A 21,687-nucleotide genomic window follows, 5' to 3' on the forward strand; every position below is an offset into this window, starting at 1 on the left:
CGGGCCGGCACCGCGCGTGCGGGCGCCGTCGGTGCGAGCTACTGGCTGCGGGCGGTGCGGTGCAGCTCCTGGAGCCAGCCTCGCAGCTCCTCGGCTTCGGCGAGCAGCCCGGGGATGCGGATGCCGTCGCGTTCCCCGGTGCGTCGGTTGAGGCTCCGCCCCGCCCGTTTCAGAGCTGGGAGCCGGCTCATCACCGCTGTGGTGCGCGCGGGCTCGGGGACCAGTAGGACGGCGCTGAGGCTGTCGCTCGTCACCTCCTGGACCTCGTGCCAGGCCACAGCGACCTGGCCGATGTGCACCCCGTCGCTCCGGATCACCACGGACGTGGGCCGGAGGATGCGGGTGGCGGTGTAGAGCGCGCAGGCCACGAGCAGCAGGGCGCCGGCCGCCACGATGGCCAGAGCGAGTGGAGAGTTCCACGGTGAGGGCGGGGCCTGGGGGGCCAGCAACGCGGTGGCCCCGCAGATCGCGGCGAGCACCAGGAACAAGACAGTCGCGACCGCAGCTCCTCTGCGGGAGGTCCGTAGGGTCACCTGCCCGTCCTGGCGGAGCTGGGCGTTCCACTCGGCCTGCTGGCCGCTCTGACTCTCTGGCTCGCGCGCGGTGGCAGTGACGGTGCGCTCCGGATAGGCCTCGGCGCGGCGGGCGGAGTCGTCGAGCCGCGCCTCACTGCCGGCGAAGGTGGCGCGCGCTTCGGCCAGCCAGGGGCCGGCTTCGTACAACTGGGGGAACGCGAGCCGGGGGAGGCGCAGGACTCCTCCGTCGAGCGTGGCCCGCGTGCCGCGCAGCGCCTGCTGGCCGTGGTGGTTCACCTCGAGGCTGAGAGGGCGGCGTGAGGCGTCCACCCGCACGACGTCGAAGCCGTCCCAGGGAAGGGTCCAGCGTGGTGCGCGCCTCCGCCGGCCGGGGCGCTGGAGTGCCAGGCCCTCGCGCGTGAGCCGCAGCTGGGGACCACCGGTGGCGCCGAAGTAGCTGAGCGGTAGGCCGAGCAGCCCGAAGCCGAGCAGAGCGAGCGTGCCGGTGAGGAACTCTCCTTGCACGAGCAGCCCGACACTGGCGAGGGTGGCCAGCACGCAACCCCAGAAGTAGGGGCTCCGCAGCGGGCGCAGCGGTGCGACGGTGTCGATCACGGTCTCCCGCTTGGCGGTCAGCTCCCAGCGCTTGTAGGCCGTGTTGATGGACAACGGCCGACCCATGGCCGTGTGCCCCTCGAAGGACTCGGGCTCCTGGTGGTGGCTGTCGGTCACGCTCTCCCTTTCTGGCGACTGTGCGTCACCGGGCAGGTGGTTGGAATCTCTCGGTCCACGGGGCTCGATGGCCCGTGGCACGGGCGTGCACGATGGCGAGCCATGCGGCGAGATCGGCGGCGCTGGCCGTCAGCGCCGTGGGCAGACTCAGCTGCTCGCTCCCGAAACTCCGCCGGTTGGCGGCGAGCGCGGCCCGGGTGGCTCGGGTGGCGGAGTCTCGGAGCTGAGCCGCGCCTTCGTCGGTGAGGAGGAAGGTCACCAGGTTGGTCGAATGAATGCGTTGGTGCATCACGGCCTCCACGGCGGTCCACGGGATGACGGTCGTGGTGAAGCGGCGGACGCGAATGAGATCGGCGGTCACCGTGATGACGGCAGGTATGGCCAACTGGAGCAGGGCCGCTCCCACGCCGAGAGCTCCGAACACGATCGACACCCAGCCGACCACGAGCATCGTCAGGTCTGAACTCGTGGTGAGCCAGTAGCCCACAGCGACGAAGACCAGTGCCATCGGTATCAGGAGCAGGATCTTCCCCGGGGAACTCGTGATGCGCACGTGCCCGGCCGTGGCGAGTTCTCGCTCCCAGGATTGTGGATCGTTCATGGATCACTCCCGCGCCGGTGCCGACCGGCGGGCCCACTGCACCGCCGGCATCGCGGCGCCAGCGTAGCCCAGGTCACTGATGGCGGCCTGGGGCCTATCCGGGAGCGGCGAGGGTCGCGAGGCTCACACCCGCTCGGTTGTGAGTCCGGCGCTGTGGCTGAGGTAGCATCGTCGAGGCCGTTCCGGTGGTGTTCATCCGCCGAACGACCGCGGGCTGTGGCGCAGCTTGGTAGCGCACTTGACTGGGGGTCAAGGGGTCGTGGGTTCGAATCCCGCCAGCCCGACAATGTGATGTCTCAGGACATCGGAATGGGCTGAACCCCCGTTGTGGGGGTTCAGCCCATTTGTCGTTTCTGGCTTTGGCGTTGGTAGGTGCGGGTGGGGTCGATGGTGAGCTCGCGCAGGATCTCGCCGGTGGTGGCGTGGATGACGCGGACGTCGAGGTCCTGGATGAGCAGGATGGCGGGGGTTCGAGCGTGGTCTCGCCCGATGCCGAGCTTCAGCAGGCGTCCTGCGTGGCGCAGGGTCACTTTGCCGGAGGCGTCGATGATGTCGTGGCGGACGCGTTCGTGGGTCTGCGTGTCGCGACTGGGCCCTGGGAGGGCTTTGGGTAGCGAGGTGTAGAGCGTGGCTGGGGTGGCCCGGTTTGGCAGGGAGCGGTGCGGTCGTCGGGTGTTGTACTCGTGGCGGAACTGGTCCAGCAGGTCTTGGAGCTCGGCGGTGGTGGCGGGCTGGTGGGGGTGGGCGCGGAGCCAGTTCTTCATGGTCTGTTGGAAGCGCTCGACTTTGCCGCAGGTCGTGGGGTGGCCCGGGCGGGAGTTCTTCTGGATCACGTCCCAGAGGCGGAGTTGGGCCTCGAGTGCGGTGCGCCCGCCTCGGTGGCCTTGGCTGGCCAGGCGGACGGTGTAGACCATGCCGTTATCGGTCAAGGTCGAGGCGGGGATGCCGTGCTCGCCTGCGGTGTCGCGGAAGGTCGTGGCAACGATCAGGGCGGTGATCGGCCGGTGGGCGCTGATGTGTAGGGCGTAGCGGGAGTGGTCATCGAGCCAGGTGATGATCTCGGCGTCACGGCCATCGCTGAGCCGGTAGTGGGTGAAGTCAGATTGCCAGGTCTCATTGGGTTGTGCGGCTTCGAAGCGGATGTAGGAAGCACGAGGCCGTTTCCTCGGGCTCGGGTCGATCAGACCTGCTCGGGTGAGGATCCGGTGGATCGTGGCCCGGGAGATAGCAGTGTTGTGGTCGTGTTTGAGATGCCAAGCGATGGTTTCAGCCCCGGCATCTAGACCCTGGGCGCTCAGCTGGGTGCGCAGGGCAACAACCAGGTCGACCGTTGCCGGCGCGGTGGCGCCCGGGCGGGTCTTCGGTGCCCGTGAGCGCGGCTCGAAAGCGGCCTCGCCCTCGGCTCGCCATCGGGCCATCAAACGGCTGATCCATCCCTGGGAGACACCGTAGCGGCGAGCGACCTCGGACTGAGTAGCCCCGGCAAGAACGGCTGTGATGACCAGACGACGCTTCGACATCTCCAAAGCCTGGAACCAGACCCACACTGATGCCGATCACCTGAGACATGCCTATTCCGATGACGCGAGACACCCCATTCCGATGTCCTGAGACCACACACCGCCAGCCCGACAATAAGCCCTGGTGAGAGGAAACTTTCACCAGGGCTTCGTCGTGTCTGGGGGGGGCAGTTCCGTTCTAGCCGGCTGGCGTCCGTGCTGATCCTCATGCACTGGACGGCGAGGACGTCTGCGGATGCGTGACCGCGGGCTTGGAAGTGGACCAGAAAGGGCCTTCCGAGTGGACCAATCTGCGGGCAGGCGATGCTCCGGCTCCTCCGCGGAGGGTCGGAGCGGGCTTGGCGGGACTCACAGGCGGGGGCTGTCGCGCCGACCGGCTTCCTTCGTGTCGGTGGTGCGGCGAAGACCAGGTTGGCCTGCCGTGCGGCCTCCGCGAGGTGCCGGTGGTGGGCTGCAGGTAGTCCTTGGTTGGCTCCATCGACTGGTGCCCCAGGATCTTCTGGAGCACGTGCAGCGCGATGCCGGCGTCGGCCAGCCAGCTTGCTCCGGTGTGGCGCAGCCCGTGCCGGGTGAGGTTGTAGAAGCCGAGCTTGGCCACGAGGTCATCCCAGTGGGTCGCCTCACGGAAGGTCGCGGTGGTGAAAACGCCGCCGCGTGACCCGCGTAGGAGCGGGTCATCTAGCTCCGCCCCGCATCTGGTCGAAGAATACTCGACATCCTCGGTGGTGCGGATGTGGCTGACTCGTCCGACGCGCTTCCTGGTCTAGGGGTCGGTCCATCGCACGCGTGCGCGGAACCCGTCGACGCGGCGTTCGACGTCGGTGGACAGCCGCACTCCGACCGGCGGCATTCGGAGTTTGCACGGATCAGCCATGACCGTTCTCCTGCTCGCGCACCCAGCTTCTGACTGAGACCGGGTTGTAGCGGGAGACGCCGCCGATCTGGAGGAACGGCGGGCCAATGCGTTCGCACCGCCAGCGCGAGACGGTGGCTTAGGAGCCGTTCAGGTACTCCGAGATCTCCCGGGCGCACCACAGCGGCTCGACCGAGCCGACGCCACGTTCAACGGTCTCGCTCATCGTGGTCACCGGCGGGCAGCGCCGCGAAGAAGGCTCCTTCGGCTTCCTCCCGACGCGCGACATCGGCTTCCATGAACGCGCGGAAGACCTGCTCGCGGTCGGCGATCACGATATCCTCGATCGCGGGTTTAGGGCCCTCGCCGGGCCAGGTGGTCTGCCGGGTGGGGCGGTCGCGGTCCAGGCGGGTGCCGGAGGCGGCGACCCAGTCCCGTAGCCAGCCGCGGGTGGCGGCGAAGTCGCGGTGCCAGCCGCTTGGTGCGGACCCGTTCTGCTCCGGCTCGTAGGCGCACTGCCAGTGCATGTGCAGCCCGGACAGCTCCCAGACCAGCTCAGGGGCCGGTGCCAGAACGGCGGCAGCGTCACACGCCAAGGGCTTCGAGACTGGAGGGATGAACGATGACCCACAGCCCAGCTCCCACGGGCTGGAACTATTCCTGAACATCAACGAACTCGCCGACTACCTCGGCGACCCCGTCTCTACCTGTACGACTGGCGCACCAACGGGAAGGGTCCCCGCACCTACCGGTTCGGGAAGCGCATCATGTTCGGCGTCAGCGACGTCCGCACCTGGATGGAGGCCACGCGCGAACCCGGCCGCGCCGCCGGGTTTCCCGGCGGTGCGGAGAGCGCGCGTGGGTAGGCCCCGCACGCCGTCGGCACCTTCGGAGTCCTCGCCACCAACGCACAGCCCAACGGCAACCACATCGCGAAGACCCGCTACCGCGACTGGGACGGCAAGAGCCGACTCGTCCAGGCCACCGGGTCCTCGCGCTCCGCCGCCGAGCGAAAGCTGAAGCAGAAGCTCGCCGAACGCTCCATCTACCAGCCCGGATTCAACGGGATGAGCGCCGACAGCGCGTTCCCGGAGCTCGTCGCGTACTGGCTGGAAGACATGGAGATCGAAGACCACCTCTCACGAACCACGAAGAATCTCTACGACCGCGACATGCGTGGCCTCGTCCTCCCTGCATTCAAAGACCTCACACTCCGTGAGGTCGGGGTCGCCCGCTGCGAATACTTCCTCAAGCACCTCGCCAAGCGCAGCTACAGCCGCGCCAAGCACGCCCGCGTCGTCCTCCGGCTCGCTCTCGCGCTTGCTGTCCGCCATGAGATCCTGCCTCGCAGCCCGATGGACCACGTCTCCCGGCTGCACCGGAAGAAGACCATCCCCGACGCGTTCACAATCGGCGAGGTGCAGGACATCCGTGCCGCGATCAAGGCTTGGGAGTCCCGGCGGATACTGGCGGGACCGAGGCCGGATAGGCAACTCGGGCAGATCGTCGAAGTCATGCTCGGCACGTCCGCCCGCATCGGCGAAGTCCTCGCCATCCGCCTCCAGGATCTCGACCTGGACGGCCCGATCCCGACCGCACGGATCGCCGGGACGATCATCAGCCGCAAAGGCGAGCCGACGCATCGGCAGGATCATCCGAAGACGGATCGCTCGGTCCGCCGCGTCGCGCTGCCGTCATTCACGTTGCAGGCGATCCGCTCGCGCCTGCTGCGTAGCGGAGACACCGAACCGGGCGCGCTTCTGTTTAGTACCCGGGTCGGGACGCCGCACACGACGAACAACGTCCGCCGGCTCCTGCGCGACGTGATGGATGAGGCCGGGATCGAGAACGTCACCCCGCACCGTTTCCGCCGCACCGTCGCCACCGTCATCAACGACGCCCAAGGTGCACTCCTCGCATCCGAACTCCTCGGGCACACCGACCCGCGGATCACGATGCAGCACTACATCCAGCGCAGCGAGACCGTCGACCCCATCACTGCTGAGCATCTTGAGCAGGCTTTTGGTCTGGCTGGATGACGGGAAGTGCCTGCGGAGGGAACGCGTATAGGCATCCTCGGTGCTCGTCGTGCCGATCCTTACGGGAGGACGTCAGCGATCGGTCCGCCCGTTACACCAGGCTCGAGGACGAGCACGGGCTTGTAGCGGGGCTCATCCTTCCTGTTGCCATCCCATTCATAGACGACGGTTCGCAGCGTATTGAGGTAGCGCCCGATGAGTACGGCCATCGTGTAAGGACCGTGGAAAGCGAGGTGTACTTCGGCGCGTCCTTGGCTGGCGGAGAATTTCTTGATTTGCTGTGCGATGGCCGCGCTGAGACGAGCTGCCTCTCGTGGGTCGATTCGTTCTGTACTCCCAAGCGAGATGATCTCGGCTGCGTCGAATCCATCGGCTGAGTCGTTCACAAGCTGTTCGAAAGCGGTCCGATCTGCATGTGGCGTCAAGGTCACGAAGATCGCCACGCGATGTTTGAGTGCTGCCGCTTGATCCTGCCCTATCTGGGCGGGCTCGATAGTCAGCTCGGTGGTCTGCGGGTCGTCATCGGGCGCGGCGGATGTCCAGGCATTTTCCTCTGGATCGACCACGATCACCCTGCCGATCTTCGTTTCAGGCAGCGCCGCGCCAACTCCGAGGCCGACTGACAAGTGAGCTCCGCCCGATATACGCACGCTCTTTGCGTCCGCCGTGTACACGGCATCGCTGGTCAGCGGGAGAGTCTTCTGGAGCAGTTCCAGCCCTCCTCGGGAAGGAAGCCGCCCATCCTCGGACGGTTTGAGTCGGATGTGAAGGTCCTCCTCGTCGGCGTCAAGGGCAGATGATGCGGGGCGGCTTTGCACACGAATCGTGAAATCGCGTGCCTCTGCGCGAATGATCGGCTTTCGCTGCTCGACGCGGTGCATCAGAAGGTCACGCACGATCTCGACTTCGCCAGACGGCTGGCGCATGTTCGCCTGCTTCTTGTCAGCCAGGGTTCGTGCTGGCGCGAGTCGCAAGAGCCGATCCGGGGCGTCGTAGTCACACTTCACCTCTTCGCCTGCCCGTGTGATCGTGTTCGCGATGCACAGGCTGAAGTTGGGATCGGCGTCGAGCTGGAGCAGACGTGGCAGTTCGCGTTCGCGGACGATATCGCTGTGTGCGATGTCGGGGGTGACGACGAGCACGCCCGCCGAGAGACCTCGGGTGAGTGCCTGTTCGAGGCGGTCGGTGGTCGTGCCGGGTCGCAGGTCGGTGTGGTCTCTCCACACGACAAGCCCGGCGGCCCGGAGGAGATCTTCGAGGGCGTCGGCTTGTGCGGTGCCGTCTGATTGGCGGTAGGAGATGAATACTGGGCCGTCGCCGCGGACGGCACCGTCCGGTAAAGGACCGAGGGGAGGGAATCTTGAAGGAGGGACAGAGACTACTGCTTCCTTCGTTGTGGTCTTCCCGAACCGTTGGCGGCGGGCGATGAGCCCGAAGATCGCACCGGTTGCGCCAGGCGCGAAGACGAGCAGCGCGATCGGGGTGGAACTAACCTTGGCGGTCGCCCGCATCGCTGCGTGATCGACGGTGCTCGGTCCAGATGGGGAGGGGTGGCTGTGCCACTCACCGACGTAGCCGATCGGATCGTCGTCAGCTCGTTGCTGCAGAAACTCCTGCAAGAGCTCGTCCGCGCGAATGTCGTCGCGAACGTACCTGTTCGTCGTTGCCCCTTGCCCCTCAACAACCAGGGCGTGAGTTGCCACGATGGTGCCGTTGTCCTGGTAGCCGAGCAGGATGCCACCGGTCTCCCGAGGGAGGTGGTTCGCTGCCTCGAAGGCGATGGTCTCGTAAGCGTCGACGCGCAGTTCGATGCGCGTTGGTGGTCGAGTCATTCGTGACTCCTCACTGCGCCGATCGACAGGTCTCGCGTTTCCCCCGCTGGGTGGAGAGGGCGATCAACGAGCAGGCCGACGGCGTGGCGCACGGTCGCTGCGGCCGCCTCGATCACCGCGTAAGGGGGCGTCGGAGAGATTGGACTGCCACAGCCAGCTTCGAACAGTTCAGACTCAGGCTGATCGACAACGACTGACGAGGGCGGCAACGGTTCAGCTCCGTCGAGCGGTGGCAGCACATCGATTCGGTAGCTCGTGCCGCCGTTCTGAATCGCCGCTGAGACGATTCGCCTGGACAATGCCCGTGCAGTGACGTGGAGAAGTGCAGTGGTGGCGAAATCGGCGGTCGCGTTCACCACGAGATCGTGGTCTCCGAGAAGCTCGACAGCCTCGTCGCCCGAGGTGAGTGAGTGATCGATCACCGCAATGTCGGCGGCTGCAATCCCACTGCGGTCAACCAGATGCTGCTTGACCGCCTCAACCTTTGACCGCCCCACAGCCTCAGGGCCGACAAGGTGACGGACAAGATTTCCGGGCATAACGACGTCGCCATCGAGCAGGGTGAGATTGTGAACACCGGAGCGCACGAGCATGTCCGCGACGAACGAGCCGAGGGCTCCGACGCCCACAATCGCTACTCGACGTCCGCGGAGTTCAGGAGCAAGCAGACCTGAGCGTGCGGACTTGGCGGCATCGGTGTCGGCACCCGAGCTCAGGCGTCTGACCGCGACGCCGCCACCTATCGTGGGCCACACTTCGAGTGTGATTGCGCCCTCGTGAGAGCCCCGGCTGTAGATCAGCACCACGATCTCGATCGTGTGGTTGCGGATTCTGCGGTCCAGGTCGACGCTGGGGTTGATGCGAGCGGAGATGTCGTCCCATGATCTTGGGGGCACGTCTACATTGCCGAGGTTGGCAACGTATCCGAAGCGATCCTTGCTGTGCTTCGAGGATTTCGCTGGCTTGGCGCCGCCGGCGATTCGCATCAGGTTGTTCGCTGCCGGGCGGAACCGAACGAATCCGCTGGGATATCGGGTCAGGTCATCGTAGAGATAAAGCCGCTCATCCTCGGAGGGCTTGAAGTAACGGTCGAGGTCTAGGTCGGGTCGATCGTCTGGCCAGCCTGCTGCCGCCTGTTCGAACCAGGCAGTGACGTGTTCGAGGAACGCTGGCGCTTCCGTCCACCACAGTCCGTCGTGATCGTCTTCGGCGACCAAGCACAGCGCCCCGTCCAACTCCCTGTGCCAGGACCACGCGACCGCATCTGAGTCGAGCGGAACCACGCGAGGAGGGTGAAAGGGGTAGCGGGAACGCAGCGTCATGAGAACCTCGGTTGCACCGCCAGGGTGAACGATTGTCCCTCGCCAGCCGTGGTCATCCTCCGTGAAGCCGGCTCGGATCAGCCCTTCCTCGAAGTGCTGTCGTGAGTATGCGACGTAGTCGTCGTACTCGGTGAGGGTCACCCGAAGGTCCTCGTGCCCGCCGGAACGGTCCGTGCGCCAGCCGAGATGGCGGACGCGCGCTTCGACCCGTCCTCGTTGAATCCCGGCGGCATCGGAAACACTGTCTCGTCGTCGCCGTTCTTGCCCAGCAGTCCCTGGAACGCCAGCGCGGCCTTGCCCTCGTCCTCCTCGTCGAGCGCGTCGCGTGCGGTTTCCGCAGCCTCAGCGAAACGAGTCTTGGCTGCTTCCAGCTCATCATCTGTCGCACGAATGCTGATGGTGTGCCCCGCCAGGGTGGGGTCGTTTACCCCGAGGCCGAAGGTGACGTAGCCGTTGATGATCTTGCTGACCTCTTCGAGAGCAGAGACGTAATACTCTGCATGATCGTTGCCCGATACCAGGCCGGAGGCGAAGGCTTGATACGTCGCGACCTCGATGAAGAACCCACCAGGCTTCTTTCCGGAGCCGAGTATCGAACGTCGGGTCTGACGGAGCAGCTTCACAGTGGGAACGTAATAGCCGTCATGCGCCGAGTTCATTGCGGTCGACAGCGACGTGAGCTTCTCCGGATTGGTACGCACCCACTCGTCCTCATCGCCCTTCTGCGGGATCTCCCACGTCTCACCGTCCCAGTAAGGACGAGCAGGCACCGCGTCGACATACAGGTCGTACTCGGGGAACGACACCTGCAAACTGCGATCCTGACGCTTCGTTCGCCGGTGACCATCGCCATCACTACCGAACTCCGCATGCAGGACGGTGAAGAATCGGTCGAGGATGTCTTTCGACGTGACGTCGCTCGGTAGGTCCGGGAGCCGCACGAACACGTCAACGTCTTTGACTCGCTTGATCGACACGTTCCTCTTGTACGAGCCGATCAGCACCGGGTCCACTCCGTACTCGGCGAGCTTAGCGTCGGCTTCGAGTGCATCGCGCACCAGCCGGTGCGCCTCCGGCGCGTTGGCCTTGTCATCGCCGGGCTCGATGGAGCTCAGCGCATCCTTGAACTGCTGCTTGAGGTGAGCCATCGGGCCCTCCGATCTTGTTGTGAATGTCTTGGACTTCTCTGAGCCTGCCTCACACCACCGACACTTCGACGAGCATGAAGGGCAGGGGGCGTGCTACTTCTCGCCGCGCTTGCCGGTGCTCTCGTTGGTCGTGGTCTTTGGGTGGCGCTTCACCGTGGACTGCTTCACGAACCGACCCGTGACCGCGCTGCGCCCTCTCTTGCCTGCCATGCTCCTCACCTCCTCGATGTTCCAGACTCGATGCTGTGTTTCAATTCTAACACACTTCTGTCGAAGGTGACGTGCTGTCGCAGATGTGACACACTGAGGGTATGGCCAAGACCACGATCAAGACGGCCGCGCTGTACTCCGCCCTAGACGCCGCGCGTCAAGAGAGGCAGCTTTCTTGGCGAGCGCTCGCCGGTGAAGTAGGGGTGAGTCCCTCGTTACTCTCCCGGCTCGGCAACGGCCTCAAACCGGACACCGACGGCTTCGCCACGATCATTGCCTGGCTCCGACTCCCGGCCGAGGACTTCTTCGACCACGAGGGGCAGCACGACAACGCACGTGAGCCCGACCTCATGGCGCAGCTCGCACCGCTCCTGCGCGCCCGGAAGGATCTCAGCGAGACCGACGTCAAGTACCTGCAACAGGTCATCGGTGCGACCATCGAACGTGCACGGGCTCAGGGATGACTCGTGCGTCGAGGATTCAAGACCGAGGCGAAGAGCCTCGCGCTGGAGCTACGGGCCGAGATCGGCCTCGACGCGCATGCGCCTTTCGACCCCTACGCCTTCGCTTCTGAGTACGGCATCCCGGTCGTCCAGCTCAGTGACCTTGATGGTGTCGCGCGTGATCACTTCCTGCGAGCGGACGGAAGCGCACTGTCCGGGGCGCTGATCCCAAACGGGAGTGGCGTGGTCATCCTGGAGAACGATGCTCAGCCCTTGACTCGTCGTCGCACCACCATGTGCCACGAACTCGCCCACGTCGTCCTGGAGCACGAGTTCGGCGTTTCGCTTTCCGACGAGAGGAAGTGTGGGCTCGGCGGCGACCAAGAAGCCGAAGCCGACTGGCTCTCGGGGGAGATGCTGATCCCCAACGACGGAGCATTCCGGCTCGCCCGAGCGAACGCCACCGACGAGGAGGCAGCGGATGCCTACGACGTCAGCCTCGCGATCGCCCGCTGGAGAATGAACCATAGCGGAGCGCGCAAGGTGATGCAGCGGGCCCGCGCCAAGTGGGTGTGAACCGGACGTGACCAATGTGATCAGCGCCTTTCCCCTCGGGACCATTGAGGGCGTCTCCAAGATTGTCGGTGACCTTTACAGCGGCACCGAACTCACACGCATCATGGCCGAAGTGCCGCTTCGCTCTGACCCCGGCGAAGGTCACACCAAGTGGCGCCGACTCGCCCACGCCGTCTCCAGTAATCAAGCGAAGACCGGTAACGGGAATGCGCTGATCGCTCTTGTTCGGGCGGCAATGCGAGCGGAGCGCACGCTCGATCGCAAGTCTCGTGCAGACATCGCACGCGATGAACTCAATCAGGTTCTATCGCTAGTGAGCCTCAAAGTGCTCGCCGACGGACGAGTAGCAACGGCCAAGAGGGCGTCCACCGATACTGAGGCGCTGGCTCGCTCGGAACGGCTCTACAAGATTCTCGAACAAAGCGGAGCGCATGCCGAGGTACTTACATACTGTCGAGAAGACCTCGTCCGCGCGGACTACTACGAAGCGGTCTTCGAGGCGATCAAGGGTTTGGGGGCACGGATTCGTTCTCAGACCGGCGTTGATGCCGATGGATACGGCCTCATCGAGAAGACGATGGCCGGCTCAAGCCCACCACTCAGGATCAACGGGGGGCGAACCCGCACCGAGCGAGATGAGCAACTCGGTATAGCCAACCTCGCGAAAGGGCTGTTCAGCGCCTTCCGGAACCCAGTGGCCCACGAGCCCAAGTTGCACTGGACGATGAGCGAACTGGACGCTCTTGACGTTCTGGGAACGCTGTCCATGATCCATCGTCGGCTGGACGCAGCGATCTCGCGGAACGGTGAGGGCGCCTGAGAATGGCTGGAGCGCTTTCGATCGATCTGACAGCACGCATCGCCAGCACCGACGCAGCGCTGGCGCTAGGGGGCGTTGTTGCGGTGGGCGCTGGGCTGTGCCAGCAGCCAATACATTGCGGATTCTTCGGATGCGGTTGAATGGCGTAGTGACCGATCCAACCCCCGATGCCCTCATGAAGGCGGTGGTGGACCGGTATCTGAAGTCCGGCGACTTCAACGGACTCCACCTGCACACGAATGTCGAGCCCGCCTTGGTTGACGTCGCGAAGAGGCTGGTAGCCGACGGCAAGCTTCAGGTGATGGTGTCGGAGGTTGACTATCCGAACCCGCACATCCGGCCGTGGCCCTCGCGGCGAACGATCGAGTCGCAGATCGAGTCACTCGACGAGTTGGCGGGGGCCGGCTACGGCGTGGTGCTCTATCCGACTCCGCTCGCTCTGAAGGGTGTGCGCGTTCCGGCGCGTCTGAAGGGGCGTCCGTTCGGTGCGGCGATGGCGAAGGGCCGCGGCACCCTAGAACTCGCCTATTTCAGCTTCGACGTGCTCGAGCCATACCGGAACGACCCGCGCTACCACTTCCGCTACTGGGACTTCGGCGTTGACATGGGTATCGGCGATGAGGCCTACCTCGACGAGACCGAGCTCGAGCGCGACAAGGTGTCGTTGAGTCATCTTGGGTTTGCCTATGACCTTTCCGGTTACGACCGCGCTGACGTGACGACGCCGATCGTCCGCCGCGTCGCTGCCTTCTATGGCGATCTCGCCAAACTCACCCCGGAGCATCAGCAACGCTGGCAGTCGTATCAAGTGGTCGATACCGGCCTAGAGCCGCACCCTGCGTGGTGGATGACACAGATGGGCCACTGGGCCGACGGCATCGGGCCGTTCGACCACCTCTTCATTGAGCTCGCGAACCTCAACGCGCTCTGGACTGGAGCCTTCGGCGAAGCGCTCTTCAAGCACACCGATCGACCGCAGGACTTCGGATGGCTTCTGCGTCCGTCGCAGCGTGAATGGGACGAGTTCATCGTGCAGCTCGACAAGGTGCTGTCTGACAACATCCGCCACGACGGCCTAGACGCAGCGGGCGCACCCCGTAAGGACAAGAACGACCAGAACCTCGGCAGCCTCACTCGTCTCGCCGCTTTTCTTGATGGCAAGGGCATCGATGCGGCCGTGGTGAAAGACCTAATGAGGCCGCTGCGTGAGATACGTCAGGCCAGGCAGAAGCCAGCCCATGCATTGCGCACCAACCTTACGGATAAGACCTTCGTGCATCGTCAGGTCGCGCTACTCGAGGACCTCAACGATGCGCTCCGGGAGCTGGCGCGGTGGATGTCTACGCATCCGAAGAATCGAGGGTGGAAGGCTGACTTTGAGCCGGACACGTACTACCGGATGTAGAACTACTGGGCGGTGATGTCTCCGTCCTCGACGAGTTGTTCACACGGGAAGTGCTGGTCGCGCTTGCTCCGTGACCGGATGACTCGACCTCCCGGGGCTGTGAGGGGTCTGAGTCGCTGGGGGAGGGGACCAGAAGGGGACCAGAATCATGGGAACCATGCATGTCGTGCCACGCTCTGCATGATCTAGCGTCCGGAATCACGCGGAAATCGCTCTCTCGGGAGCCATCTGGACGCCTGGGGGTCAAGGGGTCGTGGGTTCGAATCCCGCCAGCCCGACGGATATGCCCTGGTGAGAGCACGTTTCTCGCCGGGGCTTCGTCATGTCCGGGGAGTACTCTCGGTAGTCTGCTCAGGTCGCTGAGGTGGGATCGTCCTGCCCGCCCTCTACGTAGCCGAGCACTTGGACTTTGGCCACGCGATCACCGTCTATAGGGCGCAGGGCGTCACCGTCGGAGCTTTACACGCCCTGGTGGAACCGACCACGACGAGGGAGACCTTCTACGTCGCGATGGCCCGCGGCAAGTACGCCAACCGCGCCTATGTGGTCCTGGACCGGCCCGACGACCACCCGAATGACAACCTCGACCCCACCGGCCGCGGCGTCTTCCAACACGTCGGGGCCGAGCTGTCCGCACACCAGACCATCACTGCCGAGCAGAAGTACTGGGGCTCGATCGCCCCACTCGCCACCGAGTACGAGACCATCGCCGCCGCAGCCCCACACGACCGCTGGGCCACCCTGATTCGATCCTCCGGACTCACCTCCGAGCAAGCCGACGCCGTGATCGATCGAGTTCTCCGCAACCCATTCTGAGGGCACTTTTCGCAGCCACGCTGATGGCCACGTGCAGGCGTAGCCTGGACCTATGGCCGGGAAAGCGCAGTGGCGTGAAGACCTCGCGGAACTCGACCGCTCATCATGGCCGGAGTTCCTCGACGAGCACTCCGGGCTCCCGGGCCCGCGCGCCAACATCGATCTGGCGATGGCCGTCGCAGAGGTCGCCGATGCCGAGTTGGTCGAGTCACTGCTCGCCAGCGGCGACGAGTACCGGATCTTCTGCGGAACCCTGGCCCTCGGCGTCCGTGCCGCTGAACCAGGGGTGGAAGCCAGGCTGCGGATGCTCGCGACCGATGAACGCTGGAGAGTGCGCGAGGCGGTCGCTATCGGGCTGCAGCGCCTCGGCGATGCCGATCTCGCCGCGCTGGAGTCGCTGGTGCTGGACTGGGCCGGCGATGCCGATCCCTTGGTCCAGCGGGCAGCAGCAGCCGCGATCTGCGAACCCCGCCTGCTGCGCTCACCACAGGCCGCCGCGGTGGCGATCGACGTGTGCCGCCTCGCGACGACGAGCCTGGCCGGGCGGCCACAGTCCACGCGCCGTGAGCCGGGTGTGCGCTCCCTCCGGCAAGGGCTCGGCTATTGCTGGAGTGTGGCCGTCGCTGCCGACCCCGATCCTGGCCTGGCCGCTTTCGGCGCGCTCGACGGGCGGGATCCCGACCTCGTTTGGATCATCTCGCAGAACCGGCGCAAGAAGAGACTTGCCCGCCTCCTCGACCAGAGTGAGCTCGCCTCTTCACACCAGCCGCATCGAACTGCCGGCTGACAGTGGAACCCCACCACACGACGCCGTCGCATGTAGCTTTCACGGTAGGGCGGCGCCGTAGCCGCCCGGGCGAAGGGAGCGGCCATGAGCACTACGCGCAAACTGGTGGTCACCCAGAACGTCACGCTGGACGGTTCGATCGAAATGCTCGATCCCTGGTTCTCCCCTGAGGCCGGCAGCGATACCGATGACCTCTTCGAGGAGATGGCCCGCCAGGACGAAACTCACGACGCAGTCCTCTTTGGACGCCGGACCTTCGAGGACATGCGCGGATACTGGCCGCACCAGAGCGATGACCAGACGGGCATCGCCCAGAGCTTGAACTCCGTCACGAAGTACGTGGTGAGTTCCACTCTCGATGATCCCGGTTGGCAGGGCTCCGTTGTGTTGCGAGGGGACCCCATCGAGGAGGTTCGCGCGCTGAAAGACGCAGCCGGGCAGGACATCGTCTGCACGGGCAGCATCAGCCTCGTTCACGCCCTCGTTCCCTCAGGCCTCATCGATGAGTACCGGCTCTTTGTTTACCCCGCTGTGCAGGGTCGTGGCCGGCGGCTCTTTCCCGCAGGGTCCGCGGTGCCCAGGCTCGAACTCCTGCGAACCAGGTCCTTTCGATCCGGCGTCGTCCTCACCACCTATCGTCCGCATTGAGCCAGCGAAGGCCCATCGGGAGCCCGCCCTCCCACCGCTGGATGAGCACGCCTGAGTCCAACTGACGCCACCGGCCCTCTCAGGTCCCCGGCGGCGGGCCCATCAGGGGAACCACGACGATCGAGAACGCCGTCGCGAACGCGACGAGGAGGGTGACGGCGATGGCATGCCACCGCCAGCGGTCGCGCAGCACGCCGACGAACTCCCGCAGCACCGCACTGGGCAGGTAGTACCAGGCAGTCCGGGCTCCGATGACGTGGGCGCGAAGCCCCAGGGTGCGTGTCAGCAGCGCTGCCCGGAAGACGTGATAGCTACTCGTGACCACAAGGATCGGAGACTCGGGTGCTGGGAGCAGCTCGCGGGAGAGTCGCAGATTCTCGGCGGTGTTGCGCGACTCGGTCTCGGCGAGCACGCGATCTGGGACGGCCCCGTGCTCGATGAGGTAGTTCCGCATGACCAGGCCCTCGGGGCGGGGCTCATCGGGGCCTTGGCCACCACTGGTGATGATCGTCGGCGTCTCACGCTGTGCCCGTTGGGCCTCGAGGGCGCGTTGCAACCGGGCCGCCAGGAGTGGCGGCACCTGCCCATTGATCAGCCCGGATCCGAGGACGACGATCGCTTCGGGCTCCGCAGGGCTCTTGCGCCACCGGTACAGCAGCGAAGCTCCGAGGAAGGCGGCGAAGGCCACGGCGAGGTAGCCCACCACCAACACCGCGGAGCCATGGGCGGCATACCGGGCGATATAGGCCGGATCGTCGCGCACTACCCCCGGGGGAGCAAGCAGGCCGAGCGTGGTCGGCAGGAACAGGAGCACAAGCCCGGCCAGGAGTGCGAGAGCGTTGCCCAAGGTCCTCGACTCCTTGCGCAGGACTGTCACGCCACTCCACAGCAGAAAGACGACGAGAATCGGGTATCCGAGGAGGTTGCCTAGCAGCAGCACCACGACCGCCGCGATGGCGAGTCCGTAGAGCATCGTCGGATACCCCCGCTGGGCCAGGACCAGGGCTGTGGCCAGCAGGGCTGTCCCGGCGCCGACGAGTATGAAGATCAGAGCGCTCATGCGTCGGCCGTCCCGGCGCATGGCGACGACTCCGGCCGCGGCAACGCCTGTGCCGAGTGCCGCGAGCACCAGCAGGATCCAGATCATGAACGTCCTCCCCAGGACAGCACGCGTGATGTTGCTCTGCCGAGCCGCCGCCGGTGGGCCCGGCGTCGAGCGTACGGGATCGCCCGGGGCCACTCACGAGGGAGTACAGCGATAGCCTGGCTACTGAACGCCGGCACTCGGGCCGGCCCTTTGTCACGTGGTGGGAGCGGATACAGATGGACCTCGCAGATGTTCCCGTCACCACACTGAGCGGAGAATCGACCACCTTCGGCGCGCTCAGCGAGGGCAAGGTGGCGCTGGTGGTCAATGTCGCCTCCCGCTGCGGCCTGAGCCCGCAATACGAGAAGCTCGAGGCACTGCACAGGCGCTTCCGAGACCGCGGCTTCACTGTGGTCGGCTTCCCCAGCAATCAGTTCCTCCAGGAGCTGGGCTCCTCGGAATCGATCGCCGAGTACTGCTCGTCCACCTGGGGCGTGACCTTCCCGATGTCGGAGAAGGTCAAGGTCAACGGCCGCCACGCCCATCCGCTCTACCAGCAGCTCACCACCGCCCCCGATGAGCACGGCAAGGCCGGGAGGATCTCGTGGAACTTCGAGAAGTTCCTCGTCAACCCCGATGGCCGGGTCATGCGATTCCGCCCCCGCACCGAGCCTGACGCGCCGGCGATCATCGCCGCGATCGAGGAATGGACCGGAGCTAGCGATGTCTAGGCCCCCACGCAACGCTGTTCGCTCTCTCACCCGCTGGGCACTCGGCAGCGCACTCGTCTTCGCCGGCATCGGCCACCTGACCTTCGCCCGTGAGGAGTTCCAGGCCCAAGTGCCCCCGTGGGTACCGGTCGACGATGACGTCACCGTGCTGGCCTCGGGCGTCGCCGAGATCGGACTCGGCGCAGCGCTGCTCAGCGGATGGAGGAAGCGCGCCGTCGGTCATCTTGCCGCCGCCTTCTTCGTGGCGGTCTTCCCCGGGAACCTCTCGCAGTGGAAGAACCGCCGCGACGCCTTTGGCCTCGACACCGACCGCAAGCGTCTGCTGAGGCTGCCCTTCCAAATCCCTCTCATCGCCGCGGCGATCTGGTCCACGCGCCCCCGCAGGGGCGCGACCGCCGTGTGATCCACGGGTGCCGCGCCCCTGGCGAGTGGCCAACCGCCGTTCCGGTATCCCGTGATGGCCTCCAGGCGATGCGCTTCGATCTGTGGGTGAAGACGCTCAGCCGTCACGCCGTCCGGTGAGTTTCACGGCTCGATGCCAGACCGCCGTGGACGTCCTCGCTGACCATCAACTGCACGGAACCACTCTTGGGCCCGCGGAAGAGGACGAAGCAGGCCAGGGCGGCCATCACGGCCACGCCGACCCACATGGCCTGCTGCCATCCGGCGATGAACGCCTCCTTCGCTGCGGTGAGGATCTGTTCGGAGTGAGGGCCGGCAGCCTCGCTGATGGCGGTGGCGTTGACGATGCCTTCACTGGCGATGGCTGCCAGCTCCTCCGGAACCTCGGTGAGACGTCCGGCCAGCGCGCTCTGGTAGCCCGCAACGAGCAGCCCGCCCAGCAGCGCGATCCCGAGCGCGGCGCCGAGCTCACGGGTGAGGTCGTTCAGCGCCGAGGCGACCCCCTGCTGCTCCCGCGGCAGCGAGGAGGTGATCGCCTCGGTGGACGGGGGCATGGCCAGGCCGGCCCCCAGACCCATGACCATCAGTCCCGGAAGCACGCGTAGGTACCCGCCGTCGGGCGAGACCAGCACGGCGACGAGCGCCAGACCACCGGTGGCGATGGCGAGGCCGGCCACCATGCCTGCGCGGGCACCGATCCGCCGGACCAGCCGGGGAGCGAGCCCGGAGGCGAACATCATCAGCAGCATCATGGGCATCATCGCGAGCGTGGCGAGCAGTCCGCTCCAGCCGAGGATGACCTGGAAGTAGGGGTACAGCACCAGAGAGATCCCGCCCAGGATGCCGAACAGCACCAGCAGGAGCGTGGTGCCGGAAGAGAGCCCTCGCGTGCGGAACTGCCGGATGTCCAGCAGCGGCCGCGGAGTGCGCAGCTCCCAGGCAATGAACACGGCGGTGGCGAGAACGGCGAGGCCCACGGTGGAGAGCACGAGGGGATCGGTCCAACCGAGGGCGGGTGCCTCATGGAGGGCGAAGGTGAAGCCCACCGCGGCGATGATCGAGGTGAGCGCACCCAGCAGGTCGAACCGGGCCACCCCCTTCTCCCGCGAGTTCGGGATCACCAGGGCGCCCATCAGCAGTGCAGCTGCGGTCAGCACGATCGGCAGGGCGAACAACCATCGCCACGTGGCGATGTCGACGAGGAGAGCTGAGAGGAACATGCCCAGGATTCCGCCACCGCCTGCCACTGCGGCCCACATGCCGATCGCTTGGGAGCGGGCCTTGTCGGGGAAGGAGGACGTGATGACCGACAGGGTCACCGGCATGATCATCGCCGCGCCCACGCCGCTGAGAATCCGCACCGCGAGCATGATCTCCACCGATGGGGCCACCGCGGCCGCGATGTTCGCGAGCACGAAGACGATCAGACCGCCGACGAAGACCGGCTTGCGCCCCAGTCGGTCGCCCATCGCACCCAGGGGCAAGAGGAGCGCGGCAAGGGTGAGCGTGTAGGCGTTGATGATCCAGAGGATCTGCCCCTGTGAGGCGTCGAAGGTCATCGCCAGTTGCGGCTGAGCCACGTTCAGCCCGGAGACGGAGGCGACGACTGCCATCAGGGCGATGCAGACGGCCCAGAGGATCGCACGCCGACGGCGAGGATCGTCGATGACCGGCGCTGCGGAGGTGACCGCGCCGATCGATGAGGATGAGGTCATTGCTGGAGGGAACCTTTCAGAGTGAACGCCGCCTCTCACGAGGACGTCGGGCGGCAGGGCGGAACGCCGGGACCACGGCCCGGCACGAGGCACGGATGGATCAGGAGAGGCGGCGGGCGCGGACGATCACGTCATGCAAGGGCACCCCGGCACCACCGGCATCGAAGGTGCGGGTGTGCTCGTAGCCGGCCTCGACACGCCAGTCGGGGTCGCGGAACAGAGCGGTGATCCCGTCGAGAGTCGCGGTCGCATCCTCGGGGTGCTCATGACCGTGACCACCGTGGTGCTGGCCGGGCAGGTGACCGACGATGAGCAACGTCCCGCCGGGTGCGACCCACGAGGAGATTCGCCGGTAGAACGCGAGCTGACCGATGTCGGCGTGGGCGTAGCTGGTGAGCACCAGATCCCACGTGCGTTCCGGCTCCCACCGGGCAAGATCGGTCTCGATCCACTCGAGGCGAGTGTTCAGATCACGGTCCACGGCCCGGGCGCGCGCGGCGGTCAGTGCGGCCGCGGAGATGTCGGCCGCAGTGACCTCCCAACCGTGCTCGGCGAGCCAGAGGGCTTCTGTTCCGGCCCCGCATCCGGCGTCGAGAGCGGTACCGGCGGGCAGATGTGCCGTCTCGACCGGTAGGTAGGGGTTCGCCGGGAAGTGGTGGGCCCGTTGGGCGCCGGTGGGGTGCCAGTGGTCTTCCCAGTAGTTCTTGTCGAACTCGGCCATCATGCACCGGCCAGCGGGCTGGCCTCGTGCCTGGGGCTGTCCTGCGTTGTACTCACGTGCGGTCCTCCTGGTTGCGCCTGATGTCCGCCTCAGCATCAACCGCAGGAGCGCCGCTGGCAATCATTCTTGCCGAATGGCAAAATGAGGGGCATGCCAGAGCCCATCGACCAGACTCTCGACACCGTCGGACCACGTCTGAAGCACCTGCGCCTGCGCCGCGACGTCACCCTCACCACGCTCGCCGAGGAGACGGGCATCTCCACGAGCACCCTGTCTCGCCTGGAGGCCGGGCTCCGCCGGCCGACGCTGGAGCAACTCCTGCCGTTGGCCAGCTACTACGGCGTCACTCTCGACTCGCTGGTGGACGCTCCCCGGACGGCGAACCCGCGTATTGATCTGCGTCCCGTTTCGTGCGCAGACGGCTCGATCATCATCCCGCTCACCCGACGGCCCGGCGGCGTCCAGGCGTACAAGTTCGTGCTGCCCGCAGGCAGTGACGACGCCGTTCCCCAACTGCGCTCCCACGAGGGGTTCGACTGGGCCTACGTCCTCAACGGCACCTTGCGACTGGTGCTCGGTGACCAGGACGAACTCCTGCAGGCCGGGGAGGCTGTCGAGTTCGATACCCGGACCCCTCACTGGTTCGGAGCCACCAGCACAGGACCGGTCGAGTACCTCAGCCTGGTCGGACGACACGGCCAGCGCGCCCACGTGCACGCCGGCGTCGATCGCTAGCGGCAGGATGCGCCGATCTTCTCGGTGCC

At 66.0% G+C, this 21,687-nt stretch carries 20 protein-coding genes, 1 tRNA gene and 2 pseudogenes; 12 read left to right on the forward strand and 11 right to left on the reverse strand.

The window, feature by feature from the left end; translation table 11 throughout:
- Positions 1 to 38 precede the first annotated feature (38 nt).
- Together EDD31_RS13750 and EDD31_RS13755 are read right to left on the reverse strand one after the other, a co-directional pair.
- Positions 39 to 1,247: a hypothetical protein gene (locus EDD31_RS13750; RefSeq protein ID WP_123304652.1), complete on the reverse strand. Its 1,209-nt coding sequence runs from the start codon at positions 1,245 to 1,247 to the stop codon at positions 39 to 41.
- Between the two features lie 25 nt (positions 1,248 to 1,272).
- Positions 1,273 to 1,848 (reverse strand): STM3941 family protein, encoded by a 576-nt coding sequence (locus EDD31_RS13755; protein ID WP_123304653.1) that lies wholly within the window; start codon positions 1,846 to 1,848, stop codon positions 1,273 to 1,275.
- Positions 1,849 to 2,058: 210 nt separating this feature from the next.
- Between EDD31_RS13755 and EDD31_RS13760 the strand changes: the two genes are divergently transcribed.
- A tRNA-Pro gene (locus EDD31_RS13760) sits at positions 2,059 to 2,132 on the forward strand.
- Between the two features lie 51 nt (positions 2,133 to 2,183).
- Here the strand turns inward: EDD31_RS13760 and EDD31_RS13765 are convergent.
- From EDD31_RS13765 to EDD31_RS13780, 3 genes and pseudogenes are all read right to left on the reverse strand, one after another.
- Entirely contained in the window at positions 2,184 to 3,368 is a 1,185-nt protein-coding gene (locus tag EDD31_RS13765; RefSeq protein ID WP_123304654.1) for an IS481 family transposase, read from the reverse strand.
- Between the two features lie 205 nt (positions 3,369 to 3,573).
- Positions 3,574 to 3,966: a tyrosine-type recombinase/integrase gene (locus tag EDD31_RS15025; protein ID WP_245991225.1), complete on the reverse strand. Its 393-nt coding sequence runs from the start codon at positions 3,964 to 3,966 to the stop codon at positions 3,574 to 3,576.
- Between the two features lie 464 nt (positions 3,967 to 4,430).
- Positions 4,431 to 4,804 (reverse strand): annotated as a pseudogene (locus EDD31_RS13780) (hypothetical protein); the annotation flags it as partial.
- Positions 4,805 to 5,288: 484 nt separating this feature from the next.
- On the opposite strand from EDD31_RS13780, the gene EDD31_RS13790 reads away from it, so the two are divergent.
- A complete protein-coding gene (locus tag EDD31_RS13790; protein ID WP_245991227.1) occupies positions 5,289 to 6,260 on the forward strand; it encodes a tyrosine-type recombinase/integrase in 972 nt (323 codons plus the stop codon).
- Between the two features lie 59 nt (positions 6,261 to 6,319).
- On the opposite strand, the gene EDD31_RS13795 is transcribed toward EDD31_RS13790, so the two are convergent.
- From EDD31_RS13795 to EDD31_RS13805, 3 genes are read right to left on the reverse strand one after another with little or no spacing between them, the layout of a single operon-like run.
- Positions 6,320 to 8,092, reverse strand: coding sequence for an SAVED domain-containing protein (locus EDD31_RS13795; protein ID WP_123304656.1), 1,773 nt, complete (start codon positions 8,090 to 8,092; stop codon positions 6,320 to 6,322).
- On the reverse strand, positions 8,089 to 9,555 hold the full coding sequence (locus EDD31_RS13800) for a HesA/MoeB/ThiF family protein (RefSeq protein ID WP_123304657.1): 1,467 nt from the start codon (positions 9,553 to 9,555) through the stop codon (positions 8,089 to 8,091). The genes EDD31_RS13795 and EDD31_RS13800 overlap by 4 nt, the downstream gene beginning before the upstream one ends.
- Complete coding sequence (locus EDD31_RS13805; RefSeq protein ID WP_123304658.1) at positions 9,552 to 10,562, reverse strand: nucleotidyltransferase domain-containing protein; 1,011 nt, start codon at positions 10,560 to 10,562, stop codon at positions 9,552 to 9,554. The genes EDD31_RS13800 and EDD31_RS13805 overlap by 4 nt, the downstream gene beginning before the upstream one ends.
- Positions 10,563 to 10,873: 311 nt before the next feature.
- On the opposite strand from EDD31_RS13805, the gene EDD31_RS13810 reads away from it, so the two are divergent.
- From EDD31_RS13810 to EDD31_RS13840, 7 genes and pseudogenes are all read left to right on the forward strand, one after another.
- Complete coding sequence (locus tag EDD31_RS13810; protein ID WP_123304659.1) at positions 10,874 to 11,236, forward strand: helix-turn-helix domain-containing protein; 363 nt, start codon at positions 10,874 to 10,876, stop codon at positions 11,234 to 11,236.
- A 3-nt stretch (positions 11,237 to 11,239) separates the two neighbouring features.
- A complete protein-coding gene (locus EDD31_RS13815) occupies positions 11,240 to 11,791 on the forward strand; it encodes an ImmA/IrrE family metallo-endopeptidase (RefSeq protein ID WP_123304660.1) in 552 nt (183 codons plus the stop codon).
- A 7-nt stretch (positions 11,792 to 11,798) separates the two neighbouring features.
- Positions 11,799 to 12,611 carry a TIGR02391 family protein gene (locus EDD31_RS13820; RefSeq protein ID WP_245991229.1) on the forward strand — a complete coding sequence of 271 codons (813 nt, stop codon included), beginning with the start codon at positions 11,799 to 11,801 and terminating at the stop codon, positions 12,609 to 12,611.
- Positions 12,612 to 12,759: 148 nt separating this feature from the next.
- Complete coding sequence (locus tag EDD31_RS13825) at positions 12,760 to 14,016, forward strand: hypothetical protein (protein ID WP_245991231.1); 1,257 nt, start codon at positions 12,760 to 12,762, stop codon at positions 14,014 to 14,016.
- Positions 14,017 to 14,379: 363 nt separating this feature from the next.
- A pseudogene (locus EDD31_RS13830) lies at positions 14,380 to 14,808 on the forward strand (MobF family relaxase); the annotation flags it as partial.
- Between the two features lie 76 nt (positions 14,809 to 14,884).
- Positions 14,885 to 15,619, forward strand: coding sequence for a HEAT repeat domain-containing protein (locus EDD31_RS13835; protein WP_123304661.1), 735 nt, complete (start codon positions 14,885 to 14,887; stop codon positions 15,617 to 15,619).
- An 84-nt stretch (positions 15,620 to 15,703) separates the two neighbouring features.
- The gene (locus EDD31_RS13840) at positions 15,704 to 16,267 is read left to right on the forward strand and encodes a dihydrofolate reductase family protein (RefSeq protein WP_123304662.1); all 564 of its coding nucleotides are present in this window, start codon (positions 15,704 to 15,706) and stop codon (positions 16,265 to 16,267) included.
- A gap of 79 nt (positions 16,268 to 16,346) precedes the next feature.
- Here the strand turns inward: EDD31_RS13840 and EDD31_RS13845 are convergent, their stop codons facing one another.
- On the reverse strand, positions 16,347 to 17,414 hold the full coding sequence (locus tag EDD31_RS13845; RefSeq protein ID WP_123304663.1) for a YdcF family protein: 1,068 nt from the start codon (positions 17,412 to 17,414) through the stop codon (positions 16,347 to 16,349).
- A gap of 176 nt (positions 17,415 to 17,590) precedes the next feature.
- On the opposite strand from EDD31_RS13845, the gene EDD31_RS13850 reads away from it, so the two are divergent.
- On the forward strand, positions 17,591 to 18,085 hold the full coding sequence (locus EDD31_RS13850; protein ID WP_123304664.1) for a glutathione peroxidase: 495 nt from the start codon (positions 17,591 to 17,593) through the stop codon (positions 18,083 to 18,085).
- Positions 18,078 to 18,488: a DoxX family protein gene (locus EDD31_RS13855; protein ID WP_123304665.1), complete on the forward strand. Its 411-nt coding sequence runs from the start codon at positions 18,078 to 18,080 to the stop codon at positions 18,486 to 18,488. Before EDD31_RS13850 ends, EDD31_RS13855 begins: the two co-directional genes overlap by 8 nt.
- A 103-nt stretch (positions 18,489 to 18,591) precedes the next feature.
- Here EDD31_RS13855 and EDD31_RS13860 read toward each other — a convergent pair whose 3' ends face one another.
- The gene (locus EDD31_RS13860) at positions 18,592 to 20,202 is read right to left on the reverse strand and encodes an MFS transporter (RefSeq protein WP_123304666.1); all 1,611 of its coding nucleotides are present in this window, start codon (positions 20,200 to 20,202) and stop codon (positions 18,592 to 18,594) included.
- 100 nt (positions 20,203 to 20,302) lie between these two features.
- Complete coding sequence (locus EDD31_RS13865) at positions 20,303 to 20,923, reverse strand: class I SAM-dependent methyltransferase (RefSeq protein ID WP_211336129.1); 621 nt, start codon at positions 20,921 to 20,923, stop codon at positions 20,303 to 20,305.
- Positions 20,924 to 21,073: 150 nt separating this feature from the next.
- On the opposite strand from EDD31_RS13865, the gene EDD31_RS13870 reads away from it, so the two are divergent.
- On the forward strand, positions 21,074 to 21,658 hold the full coding sequence (locus tag EDD31_RS13870; protein ID WP_123304668.1) for a helix-turn-helix domain-containing protein: 585 nt from the start codon (positions 21,074 to 21,076) through the stop codon (positions 21,656 to 21,658).
- Positions 21,659 to 21,687: the final 29 nt, after the last annotated feature.

It is taken from the genome of Bogoriella caseilytica (genome assembly GCF_003752405.1).
GTDB lineage: Bacteria > Actinomycetota > Actinomycetes > Actinomycetales > Actinomycetaceae > Allobogoriella > Allobogoriella caseilytica.

Coding starts and splice junctions, on each gene's coding strand:
- EDD31_RS13855 (WP_123304665.1), top strand. CDS start 18,078: ATGTCTAGGCCCCCACGCAACGCTGTTCGCTCTCTCACCCGCTGGGCA.
- EDD31_RS13810 (WP_123304659.1), top strand. CDS start 10,874: ATGGCCAAGACCACGATCAAGACGGCCGCGCTGTACTCCGCCCTAGAC.
- EDD31_RS13865 (WP_211336129.1), bottom strand. CDS start 20,923: ATGGCCGAGTTCGACAAGAACTACTGGGAAGACCACTGGCACCCCACC.
- EDD31_RS13850 (WP_123304664.1), top strand. CDS start 17,591: ATGGACCTCGCAGATGTTCCCGTCACCACACTGAGCGGAGAATCGACC.
- EDD31_RS13860 (WP_123304666.1), bottom strand. CDS start 20,202: ATGACCTCATCCTCATCGATCGGCGCGGTCACCTCCGCAGCGCCGGTC.
- EDD31_RS13755 (WP_123304653.1), bottom strand. CDS start 1,848: ATGAACGATCCACAATCCTGGGAGCGAGAACTCGCCACGGCCGGGCAC.
- EDD31_RS13805 (WP_123304658.1), bottom strand. CDS start 10,562: ATGGCTCACCTCAAGCAGCAGTTCAAGGATGCGCTGAGCTCCATCGAG.
- EDD31_RS13870 (WP_123304668.1), top strand. CDS start 21,074: ATGCCAGAGCCCATCGACCAGACTCTCGACACCGTCGGACCACGTCTG.
- EDD31_RS13840 (WP_123304662.1), top strand. CDS start 15,704: ATGAGCACTACGCGCAAACTGGTGGTCACCCAGAACGTCACGCTGGAC.
- EDD31_RS13790 (WP_245991227.1), top strand. CDS start 5,289: ATGAGCGCCGACAGCGCGTTCCCGGAGCTCGTCGCGTACTGGCTGGAA.
- EDD31_RS13765 (WP_123304654.1), bottom strand. CDS start 3,368: ATGTCGAAGCGTCGTCTGGTCATCACAGCCGTTCTTGCCGGGGCTACT.
- EDD31_RS13795 (WP_123304656.1), bottom strand. CDS start 8,092: ATGACTCGACCACCAACGCGCATCGAACTGCGCGTCGACGCTTACGAG.
- EDD31_RS13845 (WP_123304663.1), bottom strand. CDS start 17,414: ATGATCTGGATCCTGCTGGTGCTCGCGGCACTCGGCACAGGCGTTGCC.
- EDD31_RS13835 (WP_123304661.1), top strand. CDS start 14,885: ATGGCCGGGAAAGCGCAGTGGCGTGAAGACCTCGCGGAACTCGACCGC.